Below are 22598 nucleotides of genomic sequence, written 5' to 3'. Positions count from 1 at the left end.
GGTTGCGCGGTATTGTGACTCAGTGGTGTAGGGGGAACAAACCTTGGAGCAGGGATTTTGTGAGCTGGATAGAAATAAAAAACGCGCCACTTAGGCGCGTTAATAGCCGGTTCAGACTGAAAATCAGTGCTTGAACATGGCAGAGATAGATTCTTCGTTACTGACGCGGCGGATAGCCTCAGCCAGTACGGCAGACATGGTCAGCTGGCTGACTTTGCCGTTTTTCTTCATCTCTTCAGACAGTGGGACTGTGTCGGTTACGATCACTTCGTCAATCACTGAGTTGGCGATATTCTGTGGTGCGTTACCAGAGAAGATCGGGTGTGTGGCGTAAGCGAATACCCGGTTAGCGCCGTGCTCTTTCAGGGCTTCAGCCGCTTTGCACAGGGTGCCGCCAGTATCGATCATATCGTCAACAATAATGCAGTCACGGCCTTGAACATCACCGATAATGTGCATTACCTGAGCAACGTTAGCTTGTGGACGGCGCTTATCGATGATTGCCAGATCGGAATCATCCAGCAACTTGGCAATGGCGCGGGCGCGAACAACACCGCCGATATCTGGAGAAACCACAACTGGGTTTTCCAGTTTCTTTTCCAGCATGTCTTCCAGCAGCACAGGGCTACCGAATACGTTGTCTACCGGTACATCAAAGAAGCCTTGGATCTGCTCAGCATGCAGGTCACAGGTCAATACGCGGTCAACGCCAACACTGGACAGGAAGTCTGCAACCACTTTCGCGGTAATAGGTACCCGGGCACTGCGGACACGACGGTCTTGGCGGGCATAACCAAAGTATGGAATAACAGCGGTGATACGGCCGGCAGATGCACGACGCAGCGCATCAACCATAACGATCAGTTCCATCAGGTTATCATTGGTTGGTGCACAGGTAGACTGAATGATGAACACATCAGCACCACGTACATTTTCGTTGATTTGAACACTGATTTCACCATCGCTGAATCGACCAACCTCGGCGTCGCCAAGTTTGCAAAATAGACGGTCAGCAATCTTCTTAGCTAAACTGGGTGTGGCATTCCCAGCAAAGAGCTTGATGTCGGGCACTGTAAGAACCTCAGGCGTATGCTTTATTTCTGTGGCTGGCGGTCAATAATTGGCACAGGATATTGACCTGCCAGATGATTGTCAGAGTTGACGCAGGCGTAACTCTAACGGTGATATATTCATCCCTTTGGCAACAAAACCGTCCATATCTGCCGGCAGATTGCTCAGCGCAGCAAGGGCTTGTTGCTGTTCTTTGAACTCCCCGAACACGCAGGCACCGGTTCCGGTCATTCTGGACGGCGCATATTCTATCAGCCACGCCAAGGCATTGGCAACTTGAGGGTAGCGGCGGCACACCAGTTTTTCGCAGTCATTTCGCCATGGATTAAGCATCAGGGTATCAAATGTGAGTTTGGCGGTATTTCTGGGTAAATCAGGGTCTTTGAATACAGTCGCAGTGCAAACATGCACCTTGGGCGTGATCACCAAATACCAAGGCTCAGTCGGATCTGCCGGTTGCAGCTTTTCACCAACACCTTCGGCAAAAGCGGCATGGCCGTGAATAAATATGGGCACATCTGCGCCTAACGTCAGCCCGATGTCACCTAACTGCGCTGGCGTCAGTCCGGTTTGCCACAGGGCGTTGAGTGCCACCAAGGTGGTCGCTGCATCCGATGAACCGCCGCCAAGTCCGCCGCCCATAGGCAGGTTTTTCTCGAGCCAGATATGTGCGCCACCATGATAACCTGTGGCCTGTTTTAGCGCTTGGGCCGCACGGATAATCAAGTTGTCTTTATCGGCCACTTCTTCACTGAGAGTGGAATGCAGCACCAGCTCAGGGCTCTCTGTTGGTTGAAAGTCCAGCTGATCACAGCAGTCAATAAATTGAAACAGGGTTTGCAGTTCGTGATAGCCATCAGCGCGGCGACCATTAACATGTAAAAACAGGTTGAGTTTGGCTGGCGCGGGCCAGTGGCGGGAAATCGGGTGGTTCATAGCAATATCCGACAGGGGTTAACGGAGCAAAGTGTGGCATAAATGCTGCTGGCGGTATATCACCGGCCAGCAGTGGCTAAGTGGTGAGATAGGCCGTAAGGCATAGTGCCGAACTTACCTCACCTCACTGGCTTATGCCTTGGTATCAGGTGCCAGCGCCTGCCAGCGATTTATTTGAATTTTTAGGCTGAGATCGCCACGGCGTAACAATAAAGTTCTAGGTAGTCGCGGGTTATCTTGTTGCCAACTTCCTACCTTAATATGCCATGGCCAGTTATCCGTACTGATAAGTTCCGCTGGGCGTTGGTGGGCATCCCGGCGGATCACTGTTGTCTGTTCAAATTGGCCGGTAACCCACAATGGCAGTAATTGCAGCGGAATATTCCAGCCTGTTAATTGCTGGAGTAATGGACCGGGCTGTTTGGCCTGATAGGTATGGCCGCCGGTTTCAATGCGGGTTAGCTGTGGGGTGATGGTCATGGATAAAACACTGGTACCAAGCATGGAGGTCAGTTGTAACTGCTCCAGCTTGGGGCTATGTAGCCAATAAAGGTTGGTGCTGGCTTTATCCTGCGGCGTTTTAATCAGAATTTTACCAGACAAATCCCAAGCATAGGCATTAGCTGGGTTGCTTTCGTTAGCGGCGACCAAAGGGAGTTGTGGCCGAGTGGCGCAACCGCCGAGTAGGGCAGCAGCCATCAGCAACAGGGCGAAGGCGGTTTTTGTGAGGCGTTTCAAAATATTCGTCTATAACTGATGGGGTAAAGTGCCTATGATACGGTCGGCTTGTCACAATACCAAGTCCCGGATCTGGTTGCTTTAACCGATTCGCTTTTCACAATTATTAAAAAATTGATTGGCTTGATTACCTTTAGTCGGTTTTGTTAAGCATATTCTATTTTTACTTAGGTCAATTCAGTAGAATGGCCTGCTTACTCTCATTATAAACGCCCAGTATCCAGAAAAGAGTCAGATGAGCCTTGTAGCAATCGGGATTAACCATAAAACGGCCACGGTAGATTTGCGGGAAAAAGTCGCCTTCTCCCCAGATAAAATTCATGACGCCATGAAAAGCCTGGCTTGTACCACTAAAACGGGCGAAGCCGTCATTGTGTCCACCTGTAACCGGACCGAACTCTATTGTAATAATGCTGCCAAAGACGATGTGGTCGCTTGGTTGGAGCATTACCATGGGCTAAGCCATGAGGATGTGGCTCCTTGCTTGTACCAGTATGAAGGCCAGACTGCAGTTCGGCACTTAATGCGCGTGGCATCCGGGTTAGACTCCTTAGTGTTAGGTGAGCCGCAAATTCTGGGGCAGGTTAAGCAGTCTTTTGCCAAGGCAAAAGAAGCCGGCACAGTGGCTGTGACAATGGACAGGCTATTTCAAAATACCTTTTCGGTAGCAAAAAGGGTACGGACTGAGACAGAAATTGGTGCGGCAGCTGTGTCTGTGGCATTCGCTGCTGTGTCGATGGCAAAACATATTTTCTCATCCTTGAGCCACACCAAGGTATTGTTGATCGGGGCGGGGGAAACCATTGAACTGGTGGCCCGGCATCTGAAAGATAACGGTGTGGCTGCCATGGTCGTAGCGAACCGGACACTGGAGCGGGCTCAGGCCATGTGTGAAGAGTTCGGCGCAACGGCCATTACCTTGCCAGATATTCCGGATTTTCTCTCCCAGGCGGATATCGTGATATCCTCTACCGCCAGTCCGCTGCCTATTTTAGGCAAAGGCATGGTAGAAAAAGCGCTGAAACAGCGTCGTCATCAGCCTATGTTACTGGTTGATATAGCGGTTCCCAGGGATATTGAATCAGAAGTCGCCGATTTGGATGACGCTTTTCTGTACACCGTTGACGATCTGCAAAGCATCATTGAACAGAATATGGCCTCCCGTAAAGAGGCTGCCGAGCAGGCAGAAGTGATTGCCGATGAACAGGCTCACCTGTTTATGGACTGGATCCGCTCATTGGATTCAGTGGACTGTATCCGCGAATACCGCAATCAAAGCATGGCAATTAAAGACGAATTGGTCGCCCGGGCACTGAATAAGCTGACTCAGGGGGCCGATCATGAACAGGTTTTGCTTGAGTTGGCCAATAAACTGACCAACCGGTTAATCCATGCGCCGACCCAGGCGCTGACGGCGGCGAGTCGTCATGGCGATCTTAATACCCTGGGACAACTGCGGGCCGCGCTCGGTTTGGATAAAAAGTAAGGTTAGTCAGGAATCATGAAGGAATCCGTAATCCGCAAGCTTGAAGGCTTGCTTGAACGCTATGAAGAGCTGCAGGCGCTACTCAGCGATGCCGGTATTATCTCAGATCAGGACCGTTTTCGGGCGCTGTCTAAAGAGTATGCCCAGCTGGAAGATGTGGTCGCCGGCTTTAAAGCCTATCAGCAGGCTCAGGCTGATTTAACATCAGCGAAAGAGATGTTGGCGGAAGATGATCCTGATATGCAGGAGATGGCCGAAGAAGAGATTGCCCAAGCGAAAGAGAGCTTAGTGCGACTGGAAGATGAGTTGCAGATCCTGCTGCTGCCTAAAGATCCTAATGATGACCGCAGTGCCTTTGTGGAAATTCGCGCCGGTGCCGGTGGTGATGAGGCGGCGATTTTTGCCGGTGATTTATTCCGCATGTACAGCCGTTATGCCGAAGCAAACCGCTGGCAGGTTGAGATCATGAGTGCCAACGAAGGTGAACACGGTGGTTTCAAAGAGGTGATTGCCAAATTCAGCGGTGATGAAGTGTATGGCAAGCTGAAGTTTGAGTCCGGTGGTCACCGGGTGCAGCGGGTGCCAGAAACGGAATCACAAGGCCGGGTTCACACCTCAGCTTGTACCGTGGTGGTCATGCCAGAGGTACCTGAAGCTGAAGCGATTCATATCAATCCTGCCGATTTGAAAGTCGATACCTTCCGCTCCTCTGGTGCCGGTGGTCAGCACGTGAACAAAACAGACTCTGCGATTCGGATCACCCACATTCCAACGGGTACCGTAGTGGAATGTCAGGATCAGCGTTCTCAGCATAAAAACCGTGCTCAGGCGATGAGTGTGTTGGCGGCGCGCTTGCAGGCCGCTGAAGATGAAAAACGCCGTAAGGAAGAAGAATCGACTCGTCGCTCGTTGGTGGCCAGTGGTGATCGCTCCGAGCGTATCCGTACATATAACTTCCCTCAGGGTCGGGTGAGCGATCACCGTATCAACCTGACCTTGTATCGCCTTAATGAGGTGATGGAAGGGGATTTGAATGCGGTACTCGATCCGATTATGCAGGAACACCAAGCCGATCTGTTGGCTGCTCTGGCAGATGAGCAAGGCTAATGCCGGTTAATACCAGTATTGAGCAGGCCCTGAAATGGGCCAGCGTACAGTTGGAGCGGATATCTGAGTCACCGGCGCTGGATGCTGAAGTTATGCTGTTGCACCTGTTAAACCAGTCGCGCACTTATCTCTATACTTGGCCGGAGCGGCCAATTGGAGAGGAGAAATGGCTGGCGTATATGGCGATGGTTAACCGGCGAGCGCAAGGGCATCCTGTGGCGCATATTGTTGGTGAGCGGGAGTTCTGGTCTTTATCTTTTCTGGTTAATGACACAACGCTAATCCCTCGGCCTGATACAGAAATGCTGGTGGAAACTGCGCTGAATCTACCATTGATACAAACCAGTCGAGTGTTGGATTTGGGCACCGGCACCGGGGCGATAGCCCTATCTTTGGCATCTGAAAAGCCCCACTGGCAAATTACCGCGGTGGATAAAGTAGCTGATGCGGTTGCGCTGGCAAAACTCAATCGGGAACGTTTGTCCCTCGGTGCGGTAAATATACTGCAAAGCGATTGGTTTAGTGCGGTGCAAGGACGTCAGTTTGAGCTAGTGATCTCCAATCCGCCTTATATCGATGAGCAGGATGAGCATTTGTCGCAGGGAGATGTGCGTTTTGAGCCGCTTTCGGCACTGACGGCCCCTGATGAAGGGTTTGCCGATCTGTTTTATATTGCTCGCACAGCGCGGGATTATTTAACTCCCGGTGGTTACTTGTTGCTTGAGCATGGTTATCAGCAGGCGGTGCAGTTGCGTGAACAACTGACAGCGTTGGGTTATGAGTCCGTTGCGACTGTGCGGGATTTTAGCAGTAATGAACGTTGCACTTTAGGCCGTTGGCCTGGCGCGCATAAGGTAAGCACTCAGTAAGCTAACCGTATAACACATTGATAGTTTCCTTTTATGCCCCGCTTATTTTAGTGGGGCATTTTTATTGTCATTTTGATGTTTGAAATAGGGTTTAGTGAAGAAAATAAAGCGCTGTGTAATTGGCTGGGGAGTTGAAAAAAAGCTATGCGCCCCCATCTTAACTAAGCGTTAGCAGGATACATGTATTCTGGAGTGTATTTTTTGTTCTCAGTAGCACTCGGTAGATTTAGATGCGATATCTGCTGTGGGATAATGTCGCTTAAGCGATAAGGCTTATCGCCGCCATGTGATTGGTATCGCAGGTGCAATCGGGTACACTGTTTGACCCGTTTCGGCACCGATGGACCAATATGGACACTTTTTACAGTCTTTACCCGGCAGTTAAACACACTCATTTATTACTGATTGCAGTCAGTGTGCTGTTTTTTATTGTGCGCTTTGTGTTGCAGATGCGTCGCTCCGCAGTGATGGAAAAGAAGTTTCTTAAAGTCGCTCCCCATGTGATTGACACATTTTTGCTGCTGTCTGGTGTCTTACTGTGTTTTATGATCAATCAATATCCGTTTGTGGATCCTTGGTTGACCGAAAAAATTGGTGCTGTGGCTGCCTATATCCTGCTAGGCGTGATGGCGATGCAACAGGATCGGGGCAAGCTGTTCCGTATTTTTGCTTTTGTCGGTGCATTAGGTTGGTTGATGTACGCCGCCAAATTGGCTCATTTTAAACAAGCGGTATTGATTGGTTAATGTCTAGTATTTCTTTTGCTGATACTAAATTTGAATTGGACCGTCAGGCGATAACCCTGCCGGAAACCGCCCTCGAGATTTCAGCTCAGTTGGGGCTTTCTAATTTGCAGGCTGCCAGTTGGGCCTGGTATGAATTGGCCGGCTCTGTGCTGAGCCATTATCTGGTCGATCAGCAGCAGCGTTTCGCAGCACTATTGCACTGGTTTTATCAAGATCTGGGATTCTGTGCCCGGGAAGATTATTTCAGTGTTGAAGCGGCAGATTTAGGCCATTGTCTGACCTCGCGTCAGGGCAACAGTACCACATTGGCCGTGGTATTAATGCAACTGGCAAAACAGCTCGACTTACCCCTTGAGCCGGTATTACTCCCGGGTCATACCTTGCTGTTATGCCGCATAAATAATGAATTGAGCTACCTTGATCCTCTGACAGGAAAAGCCGTCAGCCGCCATTATATGCATGCATTGGTACGTGGAGAGTTAGGCGACTGCGCTCCATTTAAGCCTGCTTATCTTAAACCTGTGGGTAATGATCGGCTGTTGACCCGAATGCTACATGAAATGAAAGCAGGCTGTATTGTTAGCAAGCGTTTTGAGGTAGCAATGGCTTGCTGTAACTTGTTGCTCAATTGGCATCCGGATGATGTTCACTTGCATCGTGAACGGGCATTTATTGCCCAGCAATTGGGATGCATTACGCTGGCAGCATCTGATCTCGCGTTTTTTATTGAGCAGAGCCCGCATGATCCGTTGATTGAATTAGTGAAAATTCAATTACGGGAATTAAATGGTCAATCAGAAGTGTTTCATTAATAGATCGATCTTCTAAGTTTTAGGTTCGGTACTTATGGTTATAAGGCGCTCTATTAAGAGCGCTTTTTATTTTTCTTACCTTTTATTTGGTTTCAATTTGATTTCCCCGTTAAGCAGGTCGTCACTAACAGATAACTATCTGTATTTTAAAGGCATGAGGAAATATTGTGAGGCGGTGTCATTGGTTGGCGGTATTGATTGGGTTTGTGTCTGTTGTAATCACAGATGCAGCGCAAGCATTTGAAGGGATGAGTTTTAATCACAAAGATTGGCTGTTAGTTTGTGACAATACAGGGACTTGCCGTGCTGTCGGTTATGCTCAGGAGGACAGTGAACATCCGGTGGCTGTGATGTTGACCCGAGCTGCGGGGCCTGATACTCGGGTTACGGGAAAAATTTATCTTGGAATGACATTCGGAGATGATCCCTCCCCAACAAGTTTTTCTTTATATATTAATGGTAAAAATTTCGGTGCTCTTAGTAATACTCCTAACTCAGTTTTGACTGATAAACAGGTTAACGCCCTATTGGCAGTGATGGCGCATAAGGCGCGTATTACCGTGGGGGATGCTCAGAGACAGTGGTCAATTTCAGCTGCTGGTTCCAGCGCCGTATTTCGCAAAATGGATGAATTTCAGGGAAGATTACAGACGCCATCCGCCATCATTGTTAAAGGTCATCGAGATGAAATGACGGTACCGCCAGCAGCATTGCCTCCCCAAATAATTAATTATGGGGGACGAGGTAAATTAACTCAGGTTGCTGAAGGCTCTCTTCGTTATAAGCAGTTATTACAGATATTACAAAGAAATGATGATGCAAATGGGGATAATGATGATTCTGGCTGCGATAGTGTATCTGACGAGCAGCAAGAAATTTCGACTGTTACTTTAGCTAATGGTACTGAATTGGTCACAACACTTTGCTGGATGGCGGCATATAACTATGGTTTAGCTGTTTGGTTGATTGAACCTGCGCACCCTGACAAAGCAATATTTCAGAACGTTGAGGCAACGGATTTTCGTGATGGCGTGTTGCAAAATGACTTTAAAGCCCGAGGCCTTGGTGATTGTTGGAGTCGCGATTCCTGGGTATTTGATGGTAAAGGATTTCAGCGAAGTGGTTCATTTTCAACTGGGGAGTGCCGTGGTATCCCGGGTGGGGTAGATCCTATGCCGGATTGGGTTACTCAAGTTGTTGAGGCAAAGGAAAAGTCTTAGGTCTAACTTTAACTATAGTATTGGGGTTATAATTCCGCCTTAACCTATGGTACCGGTGCAGATTGCGGCCGGCTGAGAAGAGAAAATAATGATGAGCAATAAAACCATCAAACTGGGTAATATCGATATTGCCAATGATAAGCCGTTTGTGCTGTTTGGCGGCATGAACGTACTTGAATCCCGTGATATGGCGATGCGTATTGCTGAGCACTATGTGGAAGTGACCCAGAAGCTGGGTATTCCTTATGTATTTAAGGCATCTTTTGATAAGGCAAATCGCTCATCAGTAAACTCTTACCGGGGTCCGGGTATGGAAGAAGGGTTAAAGATTTTTGCTGAGATTAAATCCACTTTCAATATTCCGCTGATCACAGATGTGCATGAACCGCATCAATGTGCTCCAGTTGCTGAAGTGGTTGATGTTATCCAACTTCCTGCATTCTTGGCTCGTCAGACTGATTTAGTGGTGGCTATGGCAAAAACCGGGGCCATTATTAATGTGAAAAAGCCACAGTTTTTAGCCCCCCACGAAATGCGTCACATCATTAAGAAATTTAATGAAGCCGGTAATGATGAAATCATGCTGTGTGAGCGCGGTAGCTGTTTTGGTTATAACAACCTGGTTGTCGATATGCTGGGTATGGATGAAATGAAACAGAGTGGTTATCCGGTGATCTTTGATGCGACCCATGCTTTACAGCGCCCTGGTGGTCGTGAAGAGTCTGCTGGTGGTCGTCGTGCCCAAGCTACTGAACTCGCTCGCAGTGGTATGGCATTAGGATTGGCTGGTCTGTTTATTGAAGCGCATCCTGATCCAGATAATGCTAAGTGTGATGGTCCATGCGCATTGCCATTGCACCAGCTAGAAGCCTATCTGAGCCAGATGAAAGCAATTGACTCGTTAGTGAAATCATTTGCGCCGATTGATACCAGTAAATAATATTTGCGGCACAAAAAAACGGAAGCTAATCGCTTCCGTTTTTTTATGTCATTATTCGGTTGATTATTGGAAACACGGTGTAGTAGTTGCCGCCAAATGACAGCGAACAATGCCGTCATTAATGCGGTAGACAATATCTTCTAGTCTGGCTTCAGATTTATCTTCTTTAACCACTCGGAAACGGCAGGCTGCATTGGGGCCACCATCAACTGCATCCGCACCTATGGTATACATATCACATTGGGAGAAATTTCCTATAGCGCAACCGGTGGAATTATAATTTTTCATCACTTGAGAACTTTTAACGAGTGCATTCCAAATCGCGGCGCAATTCGCGGCGTTGGTGGTATCGCCAGTGGTATTTGTGCCTACGGCTTTAGGTACACCCTTACTGGTGAAATACATCTGTACGCCATTGACTTCAACTGGACTTTGTTTGCCATCTAAATACCAGCGAGATTTGGCTAATTTCATACCATCTTTTAGTACGGCCATATAACCAGAGTAGGTTGCGGCAATAGCATCTTCTTTAAAGTTAAGAAATTTGGGAACCGCGGTGACAGCTAAAATACCAAGAATGATAATAACAACCACCAATTCAATTAGAGTAAAGCCTGATGATTGCTTGCGCGATTTTCCTGTCATGAGGACTCCTTTTGTGGCAGATACTTGGGGCTGAAAAAAGCTAAGGCAGATCGTTCGAACTGCCATGATGGCTGGTGTGGCATTATTGGAAGCAAGGGGTGGTAGACGCTGAGTTATGGCAGAGGACTAAACCATTACTGAGACGATAAACAATATCTTCAATTCTTGCTCCTGATTTATCTTCTTTAACGACTCTGAAACGGCAGGCTGCATTAGGGCCACCATCAACTGCATCCGCGCCGATGGTATACATGTCACATTGAGATAGGTTGCCATCTTGGCATCCGGCGGTACCATACGGGCGCATGATTTGAGAGCTTTTAACGAGTGCATTCCAAATCGCGGCACAGTTAGTCAAATTAGTTGTATCACCAGTCGTATCTGTGCCTACGGCTTTAGGGACGCCTTTACTGGTGAAATACATTTGTACGCCATTGACTTCCACAGGGCTTTGCTTCCCATCCAAATACCAGCGGGATTTGGCTAATTTCATACCATCTTTTAGTGCGGCCATATAACCAGAGTAAGTAGCTGCAATGGCATCTTCTTTAAAATTAAGAAACTTAGGCACCGCAGTAACAGCTAAAATACCGAGGATAATAATGACGACAACCAGTTCAATCAGGGTGAACCCCTTAGGCTTACTTGTGTGCATTGGTGAACCTCTTTGATCTATTAATTAGTGCTACGTCTGTTAGTTTGAAACAGAACTATTGGAAGCAGGGGGTGTTTGATGCGGAATTATGACAGCGAACAATGCCATCACTGATGCGATAAACGATATCTTCAATACGAGCAACAGAACCATCCTCTTTCACTACCCGAAAGCGACAGGCAGCATTTGGGCCGCCATCCACCTGATCGGCACCAATGGAGTACATATCACATTGGGTGAAACCATTTTCGACACAACCTGCCGTGCCGTATAGCTTCATACGTTGGGAGCTTTTAACAACAGCATTCCAAATAGCTGCGCAGTTAGCTGCATTGGTCGTATCACCTGTCGTATTTGTCCCAACAGCTTTAGGTACGCCTTTACTGGTGAAATACATCTGTACGCCATTGATTTCTACTGGGCTTTGTTTGCCATCTAGATACCAGCGGGATTTAGCCAGTTTCATACCATCCTTTAATGCGGCCATATAACCTGAATAGGTTGCAGCGATGGCATCTTCTTTGAAGTTGAGAAATTTTGGCACGGCCGTGACGGCCAGAATGCCAAGAATAATAATGACTACAACCAGTTCAATCAGGGTAAAACCTCGGTTTTTCTTCATCTTATGTCGCACAATGTTCATCGGTTATCTCCGGTATGGCCGTTATATGCAGAGCATCAGGCAATGCTGGGGTGAATTAAGTCTCTGACAACTAATGTTAGGATAGTGATAATTAATTGTAAAATCTAAATGTGCGGTTATTTATGCTGAAAAATGACTTCTGTATCCATCTTTGATACAAAGAGAAAATAGCTAAATAAAACGTGATGTTACGAATTGCTTTTTTCTTCCTCGGTTTTGACGGTCAAGCTCGAAACCAATATGACCTAAACAAAAGAGATGAAATCTGGTGGGCCGATTGATCAATCAAGCCAAGGAATGGGGAAATACCCCAAGTATAAGCTGCAACATAAGCCGATATTAAAACGGGTTACACAGCTTGCTTTTCGGCCGCCGTGACTCACAGTTTGATTGGCTAGCTGGCTTAAATCAAATACACCATAAAGTGGGGGGCTATTTTGTTATGCTTGATGAGTGCGCTGCCCAGTGATGTTACAGGGGCAGGCTTAACGTCCGCCCCCTGATTGAACTAAAGCAAGTGTCAGACTAAATCAAATCGGTCCAACTCCATTACTTTTTGCCAGGCGGCAGCAAAATCCTGCAGGAATTTCTGCTGATTATCTGCACTGCCATAAACTTCAGCAATAGCACGTAATCTGGCATCTGAGCCAAAAATAAGATCGACCCGACTGGCAGTCCATTTGGATGCTCCGCTACTGCGATCTTTGCCGTGGAATAATGTCCTATCATCGGATGTTGGGGTCCAAACTGTATCCATATCTAGCAAGTTTACAAAAAAGGCATTATTCAGTTGCCCTGGTGTGGTTGTCAGTATGCCAGTACTTTGGTTATCCCAGTGGATCCCCATGGCTCTGAGACCACCAACGAGTACCGTCATCTCCGGCGCGCTCAGGGTTAGCAGTTGCGCTTTATCGACCAGAAGTTCTTCTGCAGGTACAGTGAAACGTTTGGACTCATAATTTCTGAACCCATCTGCCACGGGCTCCAGTACTTGAAAAGATTCTGCATCCGTTTGGGCTTCAGTCGCATCCGTTCGTCCAGCAGTGAAAGGCACTTCAAGATTGAAACCAGCTTGCCGCGCGGCTTGTTCAACTCCTGCGCTGCCACCTAATACAATCAGATCTGCCATCGAAATGGTTTTTCCCGATTGACTGAAATCATTGGCAATGCCTTCTAAGGTACTGAGGATGTGATTGAGCTGAGTCGGTTGATTGACCGCCCAATCACGCTGTGGTGCCAGGCGGAGCCGACCACCATTAGCGCCGCCGCGTTTATCTGAACCACGAAACGTTGACGCTGATGCCCATGCGGTACTGACCAGTTGCGCAGGTGTCAGGCCGGCATTTAACAGCGCGGCTTTGAGTTGGCTGATATCGGCCTCGGTCAGTGGTGCATGTTTGTTTGCTGGTACTGGGTCTTGCCAAATCAGCTCTTCGGTGGGGACTTCCGGGCCGAGATAGCGGGCTTTGGGGCCCATATCCCTGTGGGTAAGTTTGAACCAAGCTCTGGCAAAGGCATCGGCAAAAGCGGCTGGATTTTGATGGAAGTGGCGGGAAATAGGCTCATAAATGGGATCCATCCGCAATGCCATATCCGCCGTAGTCATAATAGGTGCGTGATGCTTACTGGCATCGGCAGCATCTGGCACGGTACTGGCTGCTGCGGGATCTGTCGGTATCCATTGGTGCGCCCCTGCGGGGCTTTTAATCAGTTGCCATTCATAACCAAACAGTACATCAAAATAACCGTTATCCCATTTGATGGGGTTAGTGGTCCATGCGCCTTCAATACCGCTACTGATGGTATCGCCGCCCAAGCCGCTACCAAAGCGGCTATCCCAGCCCATGCCTTGTTGTTCAATGGTGGCTGCTTCTGGCTCTGGGCCGACTAACGCGGCATCCCCTGCTCCATGGCATTTGCCAAAGGTGTGTCCACCGGCAACCAGTGCTACGGTTTCTTCATCATTCATTGCCATTCTGGCAAAGGTATCGCGAATATCCCGCCCGGATGCAACAGGATCTGGGTTGCCATTAGGTCCTTCCGGGTTGACGTAGATCAGCCCCATTTGTACCGCAGCTAAGGGATTTTCGAGTTCTCGCTCTCCAGAATAGCGATTATCCCCCAGCCAAGTCTGCTCGGTACCCCAATAGACATCTTCTTCTGGTTCCCAGATATCCTCCCGTCCACCGGCAAAGCCGAAGGTTTTCAGCCCCATGGATTCAAGTGCAACATTACCGGTCAGGATCATCAAATCTGCCCAAGAGATGCTGTCACCATATTTTTGTTTAATTGGCCATAACAAGCGACGGGCTTTATCTAAATTGACGTTATCAGGCCAAGAATTCAGCGGGGCGAAGCGTTGATTACCTGTGCTACCACCTCCGCGACCATCTGCGGTGCGGTAAGTGCCGGCACTGTGCCAAGCCATGCGAATAAACAGTGGGCCATAGTGACCGTAATCTGCCGGCCACCAAGGCTGGGAATCGGTCATCAGTTGAGTCAAATCCTGTTTTAGGGCTTGATAGTCCAGACGGTTAAAAGCTTTGGCATAATCAAAATCAGCCCCCATGGGGTTAGCTGTGACATTGTGCTGGTGGAGGATGTGCAGATTTAGCTGATTGGGCCACCAATCTTTATTGTTGGTACTTTGTCCGGCGGTATGTAGTGGTTGACCGCTAAATGGACACTTGCTCATATCACTCATGGTATGTCTCCTGTGGGGAAGGCAAACGGTAAATACAGCAATAAGCATAGTGCGGGGAAGTTACATGAGAGTCTAATTAATAAAACCGGTAGCAATAATGGGTTTTAACGGTTAAATAAATGTTGCTTTGCCGGGTGAGTAATATTGGCGAGAGAATGCTGTGCTTTGTACTCGAACATTGCCCGGTAATGCTGTGTTTATTGAATGTGTTATCCGATAGCAACGAGATTGGTCATTTGATTGAAGTGGAGAAGGGTAAGCAGGAGTCGCTCGACTGAGCTAAAGCGGCATCAACAGCGTTTGGGCGTTACATGATGGGCAAAATATGGAGTTATCAGGATGATTTGGCAGATTTTCACCCGTTTTTTTGTGCTGGGCTGGGTCAGTTTTGGTGGCCCGGCTGCGCATATTGGTTACTTTCGTCGAACTTTTGTCTCTGAGCTGAATTGGCTGGATGATCGTCATTACGCCAGTATTGTCGCTTTGAGCCAATTCTTACCCGGTCCTTCATCCAGTCAGATCGGCTTTGCAATCGGGTATCACCGCGGAAGGATTACTGGTGCTATCGCCGCTTTTTTAGGTTTTACCCTGCCATCTTTTTTATTGCTGTATTTGATGGCTGTGACCAGCAGTATCTGGTTAGAAAGCAGTTTATTTCAAGGCGCGGTACATGGGTTAAAGCTATTAGCGGTTGTGGTGGTAGCGGATGCGGTTACTGCGATGTTCCAGCAGTTTTGTCAACGGGCAGAAGCGCGGGGCATTATGCTAGGTGCCGCCGTGGTGATCTTGCTATGGCCTGTGATGGCAGTGCAGTTATTCATCCTGATTGGCGGCGCGCTGCTAGGATGGTGGCTGCTTGGCGACCGCATGGGCCGTGGCGTGCATGTAGCTCGGAATGTGGCTGCTGAGCCTATGTATGAAACTTCTTATGATACTAGTGAGGGCGTTTCAGCCTCTGTGCCTGTCCGCTGGGGATATGTGCTGATATTTACGCTACTGCTGCTGTTTGCGCTGACAACCGCGTATTCCGATTCCCTCGCGGGGCTGTTTGGGCAGTTTTATCAGACGGGCGCTTTAGTCTTTGGCGGTGGACATGTGGTCTTGCCATTATTGCAGACAGCCGTGGCGGGGGAGCTCAGTGCCGACCGATTTATGCTCGGGTATGCTTTGGCGCAAGCAGTGCCAGGCCCCATGTTTACTTTGGCGACGTTTCTTGGCGCGGAAATGTGGCTCAGTTACCCACTGTTGGGTGCCATTGTGGCAACCTTGGCGATTTTCCTGCCCGGATTTTTACTCTTACTAGCCTTTATGCAGGCTTGGCACAGCCTTGCACAACGACCCAATATTGCAGCGATAGTTGCCGGGATTAATGCTGCTGTGGTTGGGCTGCTGTTGGCCGCACTTTATCAGCCGGTTTTTCTCTCCGGCGTGTTAACTGCTACCGATATGGCACTGGTACTGCTTGGGTTTGGGCTATTAAAGCTAAGGCGGGTTCATATTGTGTTGCTGGTGGCAGGGTTTGCAGTGGTAGGGATGATGCTGGTGGGTCTGTAAAACCATCAATAGGCACTTTTGTTACTCTCTTGCGGCCTCCTCTCTGTAGCGCATCTGATACAACCATATATCTTATTTATCCGTGACTTCTTGCGTGTCTTTATTGTGGTGGGACTTGGGATACCGGGATTGAGACTGAGAGGGTGACTTGACACATATAACCCCTTAACTATTGTTATTAATTGAATAATCTGATGTGGGTTGCGACATTAGCATGCTAATAATCTTGGCAAAACTCCGTCACTTTTGGCAGGAAGAACTACGGGAGCAACTCTCTCAGGCTAAAACCAGTGTGCCGCTTTGTGCACTAGCATTATTGTTTGCCTGTGCGGCGTCAGCTGTGATTATTCTGTTACGCCTGTGTATCGACTGGCTGGATAGCATCACCCATATCAGTGTGATGGATTTTAGCGGCTTGATTACTGACTGGCGCATCTTGCTGCCGATTATCGGTGCCGTCTTAATCCGTCTGACCATTGCCGTGGGCTCGCAGCGCTATAAGCGAATGGGCATTGCCTATGTCATCCACAAATTCAACACCAATTATGGCAAGTTGCCCTTAGTGACTGTCCCCGCGCAATTTTTCCAAGCCCTGTTCGCGCTGGCCTGTAACTTCTCTGTTGGTCGAGAAGGACCAGCCATTCATTTAGGGGCGGCTACGGCCAGTGCATTAGCCCAGCGCTGTAACCTGCCCAACAACAGTATCCGTATTATGTGTGCTAGCGGCATAGCTGCGGGTATTGCCGCTGTATTTAATTCTCCTTTTGCGGCGGTGATTTTTGTTTTCGAAGTCATTATTCGTGACTACCGTATTCACTATTTTATCCCTGTTATGCTGGCGGCTATTTGTGGCGCAATTTCCAGCCAACTGGTGTTTGGCAATGTGCATGAGTTCGGCCAAATCCAAGCAGTCCATATGCCGGTAGATCAATACCCACTACTGACGCTGGTGGCCATTGTTTTGGGTGTGTGTGCGGCGGGCTTTAATACCTTGCTTATTCATGTAACGGCCCTTGCCGCTAAGGTACCACTCACCAGCAAAATATTGTTGGCTGGGGTGATTACCGCTGCGATTGGGCTTTATTTCCCCCAAGCATTGGGCACCGGAGAGCGGGCTATTGATTTGGCTATCCACAGCCAACCAAGTATCAACTTTTTGGTTGTGTTACTGCTGGCGAAAGTGATGGCGACGGTAGCGGCCATTGGCCTTGGGATCCCCGGAGGGTTAATTGGGCCGCTTTACGGTATCGGGGCGCTGATAGGCACCATTATGGCCTTACTCAGTGTTGAACTCTTCCCTGATTTAAGCCCGTATATCGGGCTGTATACCGTGATTGGTATGACGGCCATGATGGGGGTATGTCTCAGTGCCCCCATGGCTGCTTTGGTGGCGTTGCTGGAGCTGACCAATAATGCAGCCATTATTTTGCCCAGTATGTTTGTGACTACCGTGGCTTTTTTTATTGCTTACCGGCTATTGAATAGTGAGTCGATTTTTCTACGGCAGTTGGATTTAATGGGGTTGGGGTATCACAATCCGATGATTAATAAAGGCTTGCAGACCTTAGGCGTAAGAGCGTTGCTGAATAAGGACTTTGCGGTAATGACGGCGATGGATTTAGCCAACAATAGGGTACCCAAACACAGTTATTTACTGGTAAAAAATACGGCTTCAGTCGCCGCACAGTCCCTGGAAGAACAGTTACCGAATCTGCCAGAGGCGCTTGCGGCTGAGACGCAGGTTGGCCAGTACAATCTTGTTCATCTATCGCCGCACCCTGAGCAGCAATATTCCCTAGAACCCATGATTGGGTTATGCGATACCGCCAGTTTGAATGATGCATACCAAGTGTTGAAATTACAGCATCGGGGGCAGGTATATATCTACCATGAAGATGAAGACAATATTTTGGGCGTTATCAGTTGGCAGCAATTAGAAGAGGAGATTCATCTTTGCCGGCTATAAAGCTCGTGCTACTCACATTGCCGCCAAAACAAGTTTGAAAGGTCTACAGCCTCTTAATCAATACAATAAAAAAGCCCCGCATATCAGCTATGCAGGGCTTTTTTTATCAATGACGGTATAAATCTAACCGGCTTAAAAACGCGTGCTGTTTACGCCGTCACCTCAGTTGTTTCCAGCGTGCCATGGGCATCTGGCATGGCGCCGAGGTTATCTGCTCGCACAGCACAGAATTTATATTCTGGGATCAGGGCGACCGGGTCCAGCGCATTGATGGTCAGCTTATTGGCTGCCGCCTCAACAAAATGGAATGGCAGGAAGAGTACTCCAGCCTGCGCTCTGCGGGTGACAAAAGCGCGAATTTCAATTTCACCGCGGCGGGTGGTCAGTTTCAGCATATCGCCATTACTCACACCAAGCTTGTCCGCATCATAGACGGAAATCATCACCTTGGGACTGGCCAGTACATCCAGCCCTTTGGTTTTGCGGGTCAAGGTACCGGTATGGAACTGCTCCAGCAAACGCCCGGTCGAGAGGATCAGCGGATATTCTTCACAAGGCATTTCTGCCGGCAGGCGGTAATGCACCGGAATAAAGCGCCCCTTGCCTCGGGTAAATTGTTTACTGTGCATCACCACAGTACCAGGCGCTGTTTCATCTGCACAAGGCCATTGCAGCCCTTGCTTGCCTTTGATTGAGGTTGGGGCAACCCGCTGCCAACTGATGCCGCGATATTGAGGTGTCAGTTGATTCACTTCTGCCCAAATCTGCTCTTCACTGTGATAATGCCAGTCAGCTCCCATGGCATTGGCAACTTGCTGGACAATTTGCCAGTCCGCAAGGGCTTGGCCCGGTGGTGTAACAGCGGCTTGCAGTTGCTGTACCCGGCGCTCGGTATTGGTGAAGTGACCGCGTTTTTCCGCAAAGGCCGCAGCGGGTAATACCACATCAGCCAGCTCGGCAGTTTCGGTCAGGAAAATATCCTGCACCACCAAAAATTCCGCCGCGGCCAGCCCCTTGAGCACGTGGGCTTGATCTGGATCGCTCAGTACCGGGTTTTCCCCCATGATATACATGGCCTTAAGTTTGCCATGGGCCATTTCTTTCATCATATGGGTTGCGGCAATGCCAATGCTGGCGGGTAATGGTGCGCACTGCCATGCCTGTTCCAATGTTTGGCGGTATTGCGCTTCAGTGACGGGCAAGTAGCCGGGCAGATAGTTAGGTAATGCCCCCATATCACAACTGCCCTGTACGTTACTCTGACCACGCAGCGGGTTGATCCCCGCGCCGCTGATCCCCAAGTTCCCCAGCATTAATTGCAGGTTGGAAATCGCGGTAACATTGTCATGGCCCGAGGTGTGTTGGGTAATCCCCATGGCGTAATACACGGCGGTTTTTTCCGCACTTCCCAGCATGCGGGCCAGCTTGGCAATATCTTTAGCCGGTACACCTGTGATAATCGCGGCATTGTCCAAGCTGTAATCACTCTTCATCACTTCATCGCGCAGGGCTGTAAAATCCTCTGTGCGACTGGCGATATAAGCATCATCCTGCCAATCATTGAGCAGAATTTGCTGCATCACAGCATTAAGCAACATCACATCGGTGCCGGGCCGATGGGCCAGATAAAATTCAGCGCTATCGGCAATGCCAACCCGTTTAGGATCGGCCACCACCAGACGCGCTTTGCCACTGCGCACAACCTGTTGAATGCGAGAGGCGATAATCGGGTGAGCACAGGTGGTATCTGAGCCGAGAATAAAGATCAGATCTGAGTTAGCAATGCCTGGGATATCATTAGTCATCGCGCCACTACCTAAGGTGTCATACAAGGCACTTACGGTAGAGGCGTGACACAGGCGGGCGCAGTGGTCGATATTATTGGTACCCAGTATGGCGCGGGTAAATTTCTGTAACAGGAAGTTTTCTTCATTAGTGGCTTTGGCTGATGCCAGAGTGGCAATCGCATCACTGCCATGACGGGCTTTGATATCCGTCAGGCGCTCGGCCACATAAGTAACTGCTTCAGACCAGCTAACCGGCTCCAGTTGGCCATTTTTACGGATCATAGGTTGCGTCAGGCGCTCTTTGCTGCCGACAAAATCAAACCCGAAGCGGCCTTTGACACACAGCATGCCCTGATTCACTTCGGACTCTACATCCCCAGTGACGCGCATAATACGGTTTTGACTGCGATCCACATGCATCTCGACCCGGCAGCCCACACCACAGTAAGTACAAATAGTGGAGACTTTTTCCAGCGTATCTGCCGCTCTGGCTTGGGATTTATCCCGGGAATCAACCAGTGCGCCGGTAGGACAAACCTGCACACAGTTACCGCACTGCACGCAGTTGGAATCGGCCATGGAAACACTAAATCCGGCTCTAGGAGCACGCCTTTGTGCGTCTTGATTTAACGCTGGATTACTGCCTGTTGGCAGGGCGGAAAAACTGCCTTGTTCAAAGCAGATAGCCTGATGACCAGCTTGCTGCTGACACATATCAACACAGGCGCCGCAGCTGATACAGCGGTTGGCATCAAAGGTGATAAAAGGCGTGCTGGTATCAAGGGCAAAGCGGCGGGCTTGTTCCGGTGCACTGGCGGCGATGGCGTTGGCATCAACCCGGTATTGGGTAGCGTAGTCGCGCAAATCGCACTGTTTATTGGCCTGACAAGCGCATTCCAGACAGCGGGCCGCCTCACTGAGCGCAGCATCATCACCAAAGCCGAGTTCTACTTCAGCAAAATTGTGCTCCCGCTCAGATGGGCTTAGCTCAGGCATTTTTGCCCGCCCCTGAACTTGCACCTGAGGATAAAGACTGGCATCGAGCTGTTTCGTTTTACGGGCTTTTGCAGCATTAAAAGGCTCAGGCACCAGTTCACATACTAAACCGGTAGACAGTTGCTTATGGATCGCTTCAGCGGCGCGGCGGCCATCCCCAATCGCGGCAACAGCCGTTGCTGGGCCACGACGGGAGTCACCCACAACAAAGAGTTTTTCCACCCCAGCGGACATGGTGTGATCACAGCCAATAAAAGTATTCCATCGGCTCAGGGCAATAGTGCCGTTGGCCAACTGACTGCCGGGCAAGTCTAGAAAGGCCATATCTGGCTTTTGAGATACCGCCGCAATCACGGTATCAAAGGCTTCAGTAAAGGTTTCACCTGTGGCAACCGGGGCGCGGCGACCCGAGGCATCGGGCTCACCCAGCGCCATTTTGTCAAAGGTCACGGCGTTGACTCGACCCTTGTCATCACTGTGGTTTTCCAGCGGATTGGTCAGAAAATGGAATTTAACCCCTTCGGTTTCCGCTTCATGGATTTCATAGGGCTCGGCGGGCATTTCTTCCCGGGTGCGGCGGTAAATCAGGGTGACATCCGCCCCATCCCGCAGCGCGGTACGGGCACAGTCAATCGCGGTATTTCCACCACCAATTACTGCCACTTTTTTGCCTGTGCTCAGGGTTTTGTCAGTGCAGTAATCTTTTAGATAATCGACCCCGAGATAACAGCCCGCTAAATCACTGCCGGGATAATTCATCGGGACGGCTTTTTGGGCGCCGATGGCTAAGCAGACGGCGTCATAATTGCTGACCAGTTGATTAAGCTGGATATCTTGCCCCAGTTTGGTGTCGGTCTGAATATCCATGCCATTGCGGCACAATAGGGCAATTTCTTTATCCAATATGGCTTTAGGCAAGCGATATTCCGGGATACCGTATCTCAGCCAGCCGCCAGCTTTAGGCATGGCATCAAACACAGTAACAGTATGGCCTTGATTAGAGAGGAAATAACCGGCAGCCAAACCGGCCGGGCCGGCACCGACAATAGCCACTTTTTTGCCACTGTCTGGGGCGCGCTCTGGCATCCAAGGCTGCTCATCATGTAAATCCAGATCGGCGGCGTGGCGCTTAAGTTGGCGGATAGCCAGTGGCTCATCAATCAGGCCGCGGCGGCATTCGGCTTCACAAAATGCTGGGCAAACCCGGCCAATACTCAGCGGCAGTGGCAAGGTCTGTTTTATGACTTTAACCGCTTCGGTATGGTTGCCTTGGGCAATATGATAAAGATATTGCTGCACGTCCACCCCAGCAGGGCAGGCTCGTTGGCAAGGCGCTTCGCAGTCGGCAAAGTGATCAGACAAAATACTTTGCAGTGCCTGTTGGCGCAGGGTACTTAGCTGGGCGGATTGAGTAGTAATCACCATGCCACTATCGGCTTTCATTTCACAGGCCCGTTGACAGTTGTCATTGCCAGCAACTTCCACCATACACAGGTTGCAGTGCTGTTTTTGGCTGTCAAATGCCTGACTGGCTGGGTCAGCGTCGAACTGATGACACAGGTGGGGGATATCAATACCGGCCCGGGTGGCACAGCTGAGAATAGTGTCTCCATCTTGGGCGACAACAGATTGACCGTCGATCATCAGTTCTATCATGGACTTGACCTTACGTGATTTCACTTATGTAAATAAAGTTGGAGTAACCGGTTTACCGGTGGCGCTG

17 protein-coding genes are annotated in these 22598 nt (G+C 49.4%); 9 read left to right on the top strand and 8 right to left on the bottom strand.

Going from position 1 to position 22598, the window contains the following annotated elements; all coding sequences use genetic code 11:
- Nucleotides 1–123: 123 nt before the first annotated feature.
- The 3 genes from NFHSH190041_RS16085 to lolB form a co-directional block, all read right to left on the bottom strand.
- Entirely contained in the window at nt 124–1071 is a 948-nt protein-coding gene (locus NFHSH190041_RS16085) for a ribose-phosphate pyrophosphokinase (protein WP_261922754.1), read from the bottom strand.
- Nucleotides 1072–1152: 81 nt separating this feature from the next.
- Nucleotides 1153–2007 carry a 4-(cytidine 5'-diphospho)-2-C-methyl-D-erythritol kinase gene (gene ispE, locus NFHSH190041_RS16080; RefSeq protein WP_261922753.1) on the bottom strand — a complete coding sequence of 285 codons (855 nt, stop codon included), beginning with the start codon at nt 2005–2007 and terminating at the stop codon, nt 1153–1155.
- Between the two features lie 132 nt (nt 2008–2139).
- Nucleotides 2140–2745: a lipoprotein insertase outer membrane protein LolB gene (lolB, locus tag NFHSH190041_RS16075; protein WP_261922752.1), complete on the bottom strand. Its 606-nt coding sequence runs from the start codon at nt 2743–2745 to the stop codon at nt 2140–2142.
- A 235-nt stretch (nt 2746–2980) separates the two neighbouring features.
- Here lolB and hemA point away from each other — a divergent pair, with 235 nt between their 5' ends.
- From hemA to kdsA, 7 genes are all read left to right on the top strand, one after another.
- The gene (hemA, locus tag NFHSH190041_RS16070; RefSeq protein WP_261922751.1) at nt 2981–4231 is read left to right on the top strand and encodes a glutamyl-tRNA reductase; all 1251 of its coding nucleotides are present in this window, start codon (nt 2981–2983) and stop codon (nt 4229–4231) included.
- A gap of 15 nt (nt 4232–4246) precedes the next feature.
- Nucleotides 4247–5338 carry a peptide chain release factor 1 gene (prfA, locus tag NFHSH190041_RS16065; protein ID WP_261922750.1) on the top strand — a complete coding sequence of 364 codons (1092 nt, stop codon included), beginning with the start codon at nt 4247–4249 and terminating at the stop codon, nt 5336–5338.
- Nucleotides 5338–6207 (top strand): peptide chain release factor N(5)-glutamine methyltransferase, encoded by an 870-nt coding sequence (prmC, locus tag NFHSH190041_RS16060; RefSeq protein ID WP_261922749.1) that lies wholly within the window; start codon nt 5338–5340, stop codon nt 6205–6207. The genes prfA and prmC overlap by 1 nt, the downstream gene beginning before the upstream one ends.
- Before the next feature lie 350 nt (nt 6208–6557).
- Nucleotides 6558–6953, top strand: a complete 396-nt coding sequence (locus tag NFHSH190041_RS16055; protein ID WP_261922748.1) for a SirB2 family protein — start codon at nt 6558–6560, stop codon at nt 6951–6953.
- Nucleotides 6953–7765: a SirB1 family protein gene (locus NFHSH190041_RS16050; protein WP_261922747.1), complete on the top strand. Its 813-nt coding sequence runs from the start codon at nt 6953–6955 to the stop codon at nt 7763–7765. Before NFHSH190041_RS16055 ends, NFHSH190041_RS16050 begins: the two co-directional genes overlap by 1 nt.
- Nucleotides 7766–7932: 167 nt before the next feature.
- Nucleotides 7933–8985, top strand: a complete 1053-nt coding sequence (locus NFHSH190041_RS16045) for a DUF1176 domain-containing protein (protein WP_261922746.1) — start codon at nt 7933–7935, stop codon at nt 8983–8985.
- Nucleotides 8986–9076: 91 nt separating this feature from the next.
- Complete coding sequence (gene kdsA, locus NFHSH190041_RS16040; protein ID WP_261925159.1) at nt 9077–9925, top strand: 3-deoxy-8-phosphooctulonate synthase; 849 nt, start codon at nt 9077–9079, stop codon at nt 9923–9925.
- 63 nt (nt 9926–9988) lie between these two features.
- Here the strand turns inward: kdsA and NFHSH190041_RS19695 are convergent, their stop codons facing one another.
- The 4 genes from NFHSH190041_RS19695 to katG all read right to left on the bottom strand — a co-directional run bounded on the left by NFHSH190041_RS19695 (nt 9989) and on the right by katG (nt 14572).
- Nucleotides 9989–10570 carry a type II secretion system protein gene (locus NFHSH190041_RS19695; RefSeq protein ID WP_315972952.1) on the bottom strand — a complete coding sequence of 194 codons (582 nt, stop codon included), beginning with the start codon at nt 10568–10570 and terminating at the stop codon, nt 9989–9991.
- 82 nt (nt 10571–10652) lie between these two features.
- On the bottom strand, nt 10653–11225 hold the full coding sequence (locus NFHSH190041_RS19690; protein WP_315972950.1) for a prepilin-type N-terminal cleavage/methylation domain-containing protein: 573 nt from the start codon (nt 11223–11225) through the stop codon (nt 10653–10655).
- A 55-nt stretch (nt 11226–11280) separates the two neighbouring features.
- Nucleotides 11281–11868, bottom strand: coding sequence for a prepilin-type N-terminal cleavage/methylation domain-containing protein (locus NFHSH190041_RS19685; protein ID WP_315972949.1), 588 nt, complete (start codon nt 11866–11868; stop codon nt 11281–11283).
- A gap of 520 nt (nt 11869–12388) precedes the next feature.
- Nucleotides 12389–14572, bottom strand: a complete 2184-nt coding sequence (gene katG / locus NFHSH190041_RS16020; protein ID WP_261922745.1) for a catalase/peroxidase HPI — start codon at nt 14570–14572, stop codon at nt 12389–12391.
- Between the two features lie 339 nt (nt 14573–14911).
- On the opposite strand from katG, the gene chrA reads away from it, so the two are divergent.
- Nucleotides 14912–16126 (top strand): chromate efflux transporter, encoded by a 1215-nt coding sequence (chrA, locus tag NFHSH190041_RS16015; protein ID WP_261922744.1) that lies wholly within the window; start codon nt 14912–14914, stop codon nt 16124–16126.
- A 214-nt stretch (nt 16127–16340) separates the two neighbouring features.
- Nucleotides 16341–18092 carry a chloride channel protein gene (locus tag NFHSH190041_RS16010; protein ID WP_261922743.1) on the top strand — a complete coding sequence of 584 codons (1752 nt, stop codon included), beginning with the start codon at nt 16341–16343 and terminating at the stop codon, nt 18090–18092.
- Between the two features lie 149 nt (nt 18093–18241).
- On the opposite strand, the gene fdhF is transcribed toward NFHSH190041_RS16010, so the two are convergent.
- Complete coding sequence (gene fdhF, locus NFHSH190041_RS16005) at nt 18242–22531, bottom strand: formate dehydrogenase subunit alpha (protein ID WP_261922742.1); 4290 nt, start codon at nt 22529–22531, stop codon at nt 18242–18244.
- Nucleotides 22532–22598 lie beyond the last annotated feature (67 nt).

This window comes from Shewanella sp. NFH-SH190041 (assembly GCF_024363255.1).
Classification (GTDB): Bacteria; Pseudomonadota; Gammaproteobacteria; order Enterobacterales; family Shewanellaceae; genus Shewanella.
This window is presented reverse-complemented; position numbering and strand designations above follow the sequence as displayed.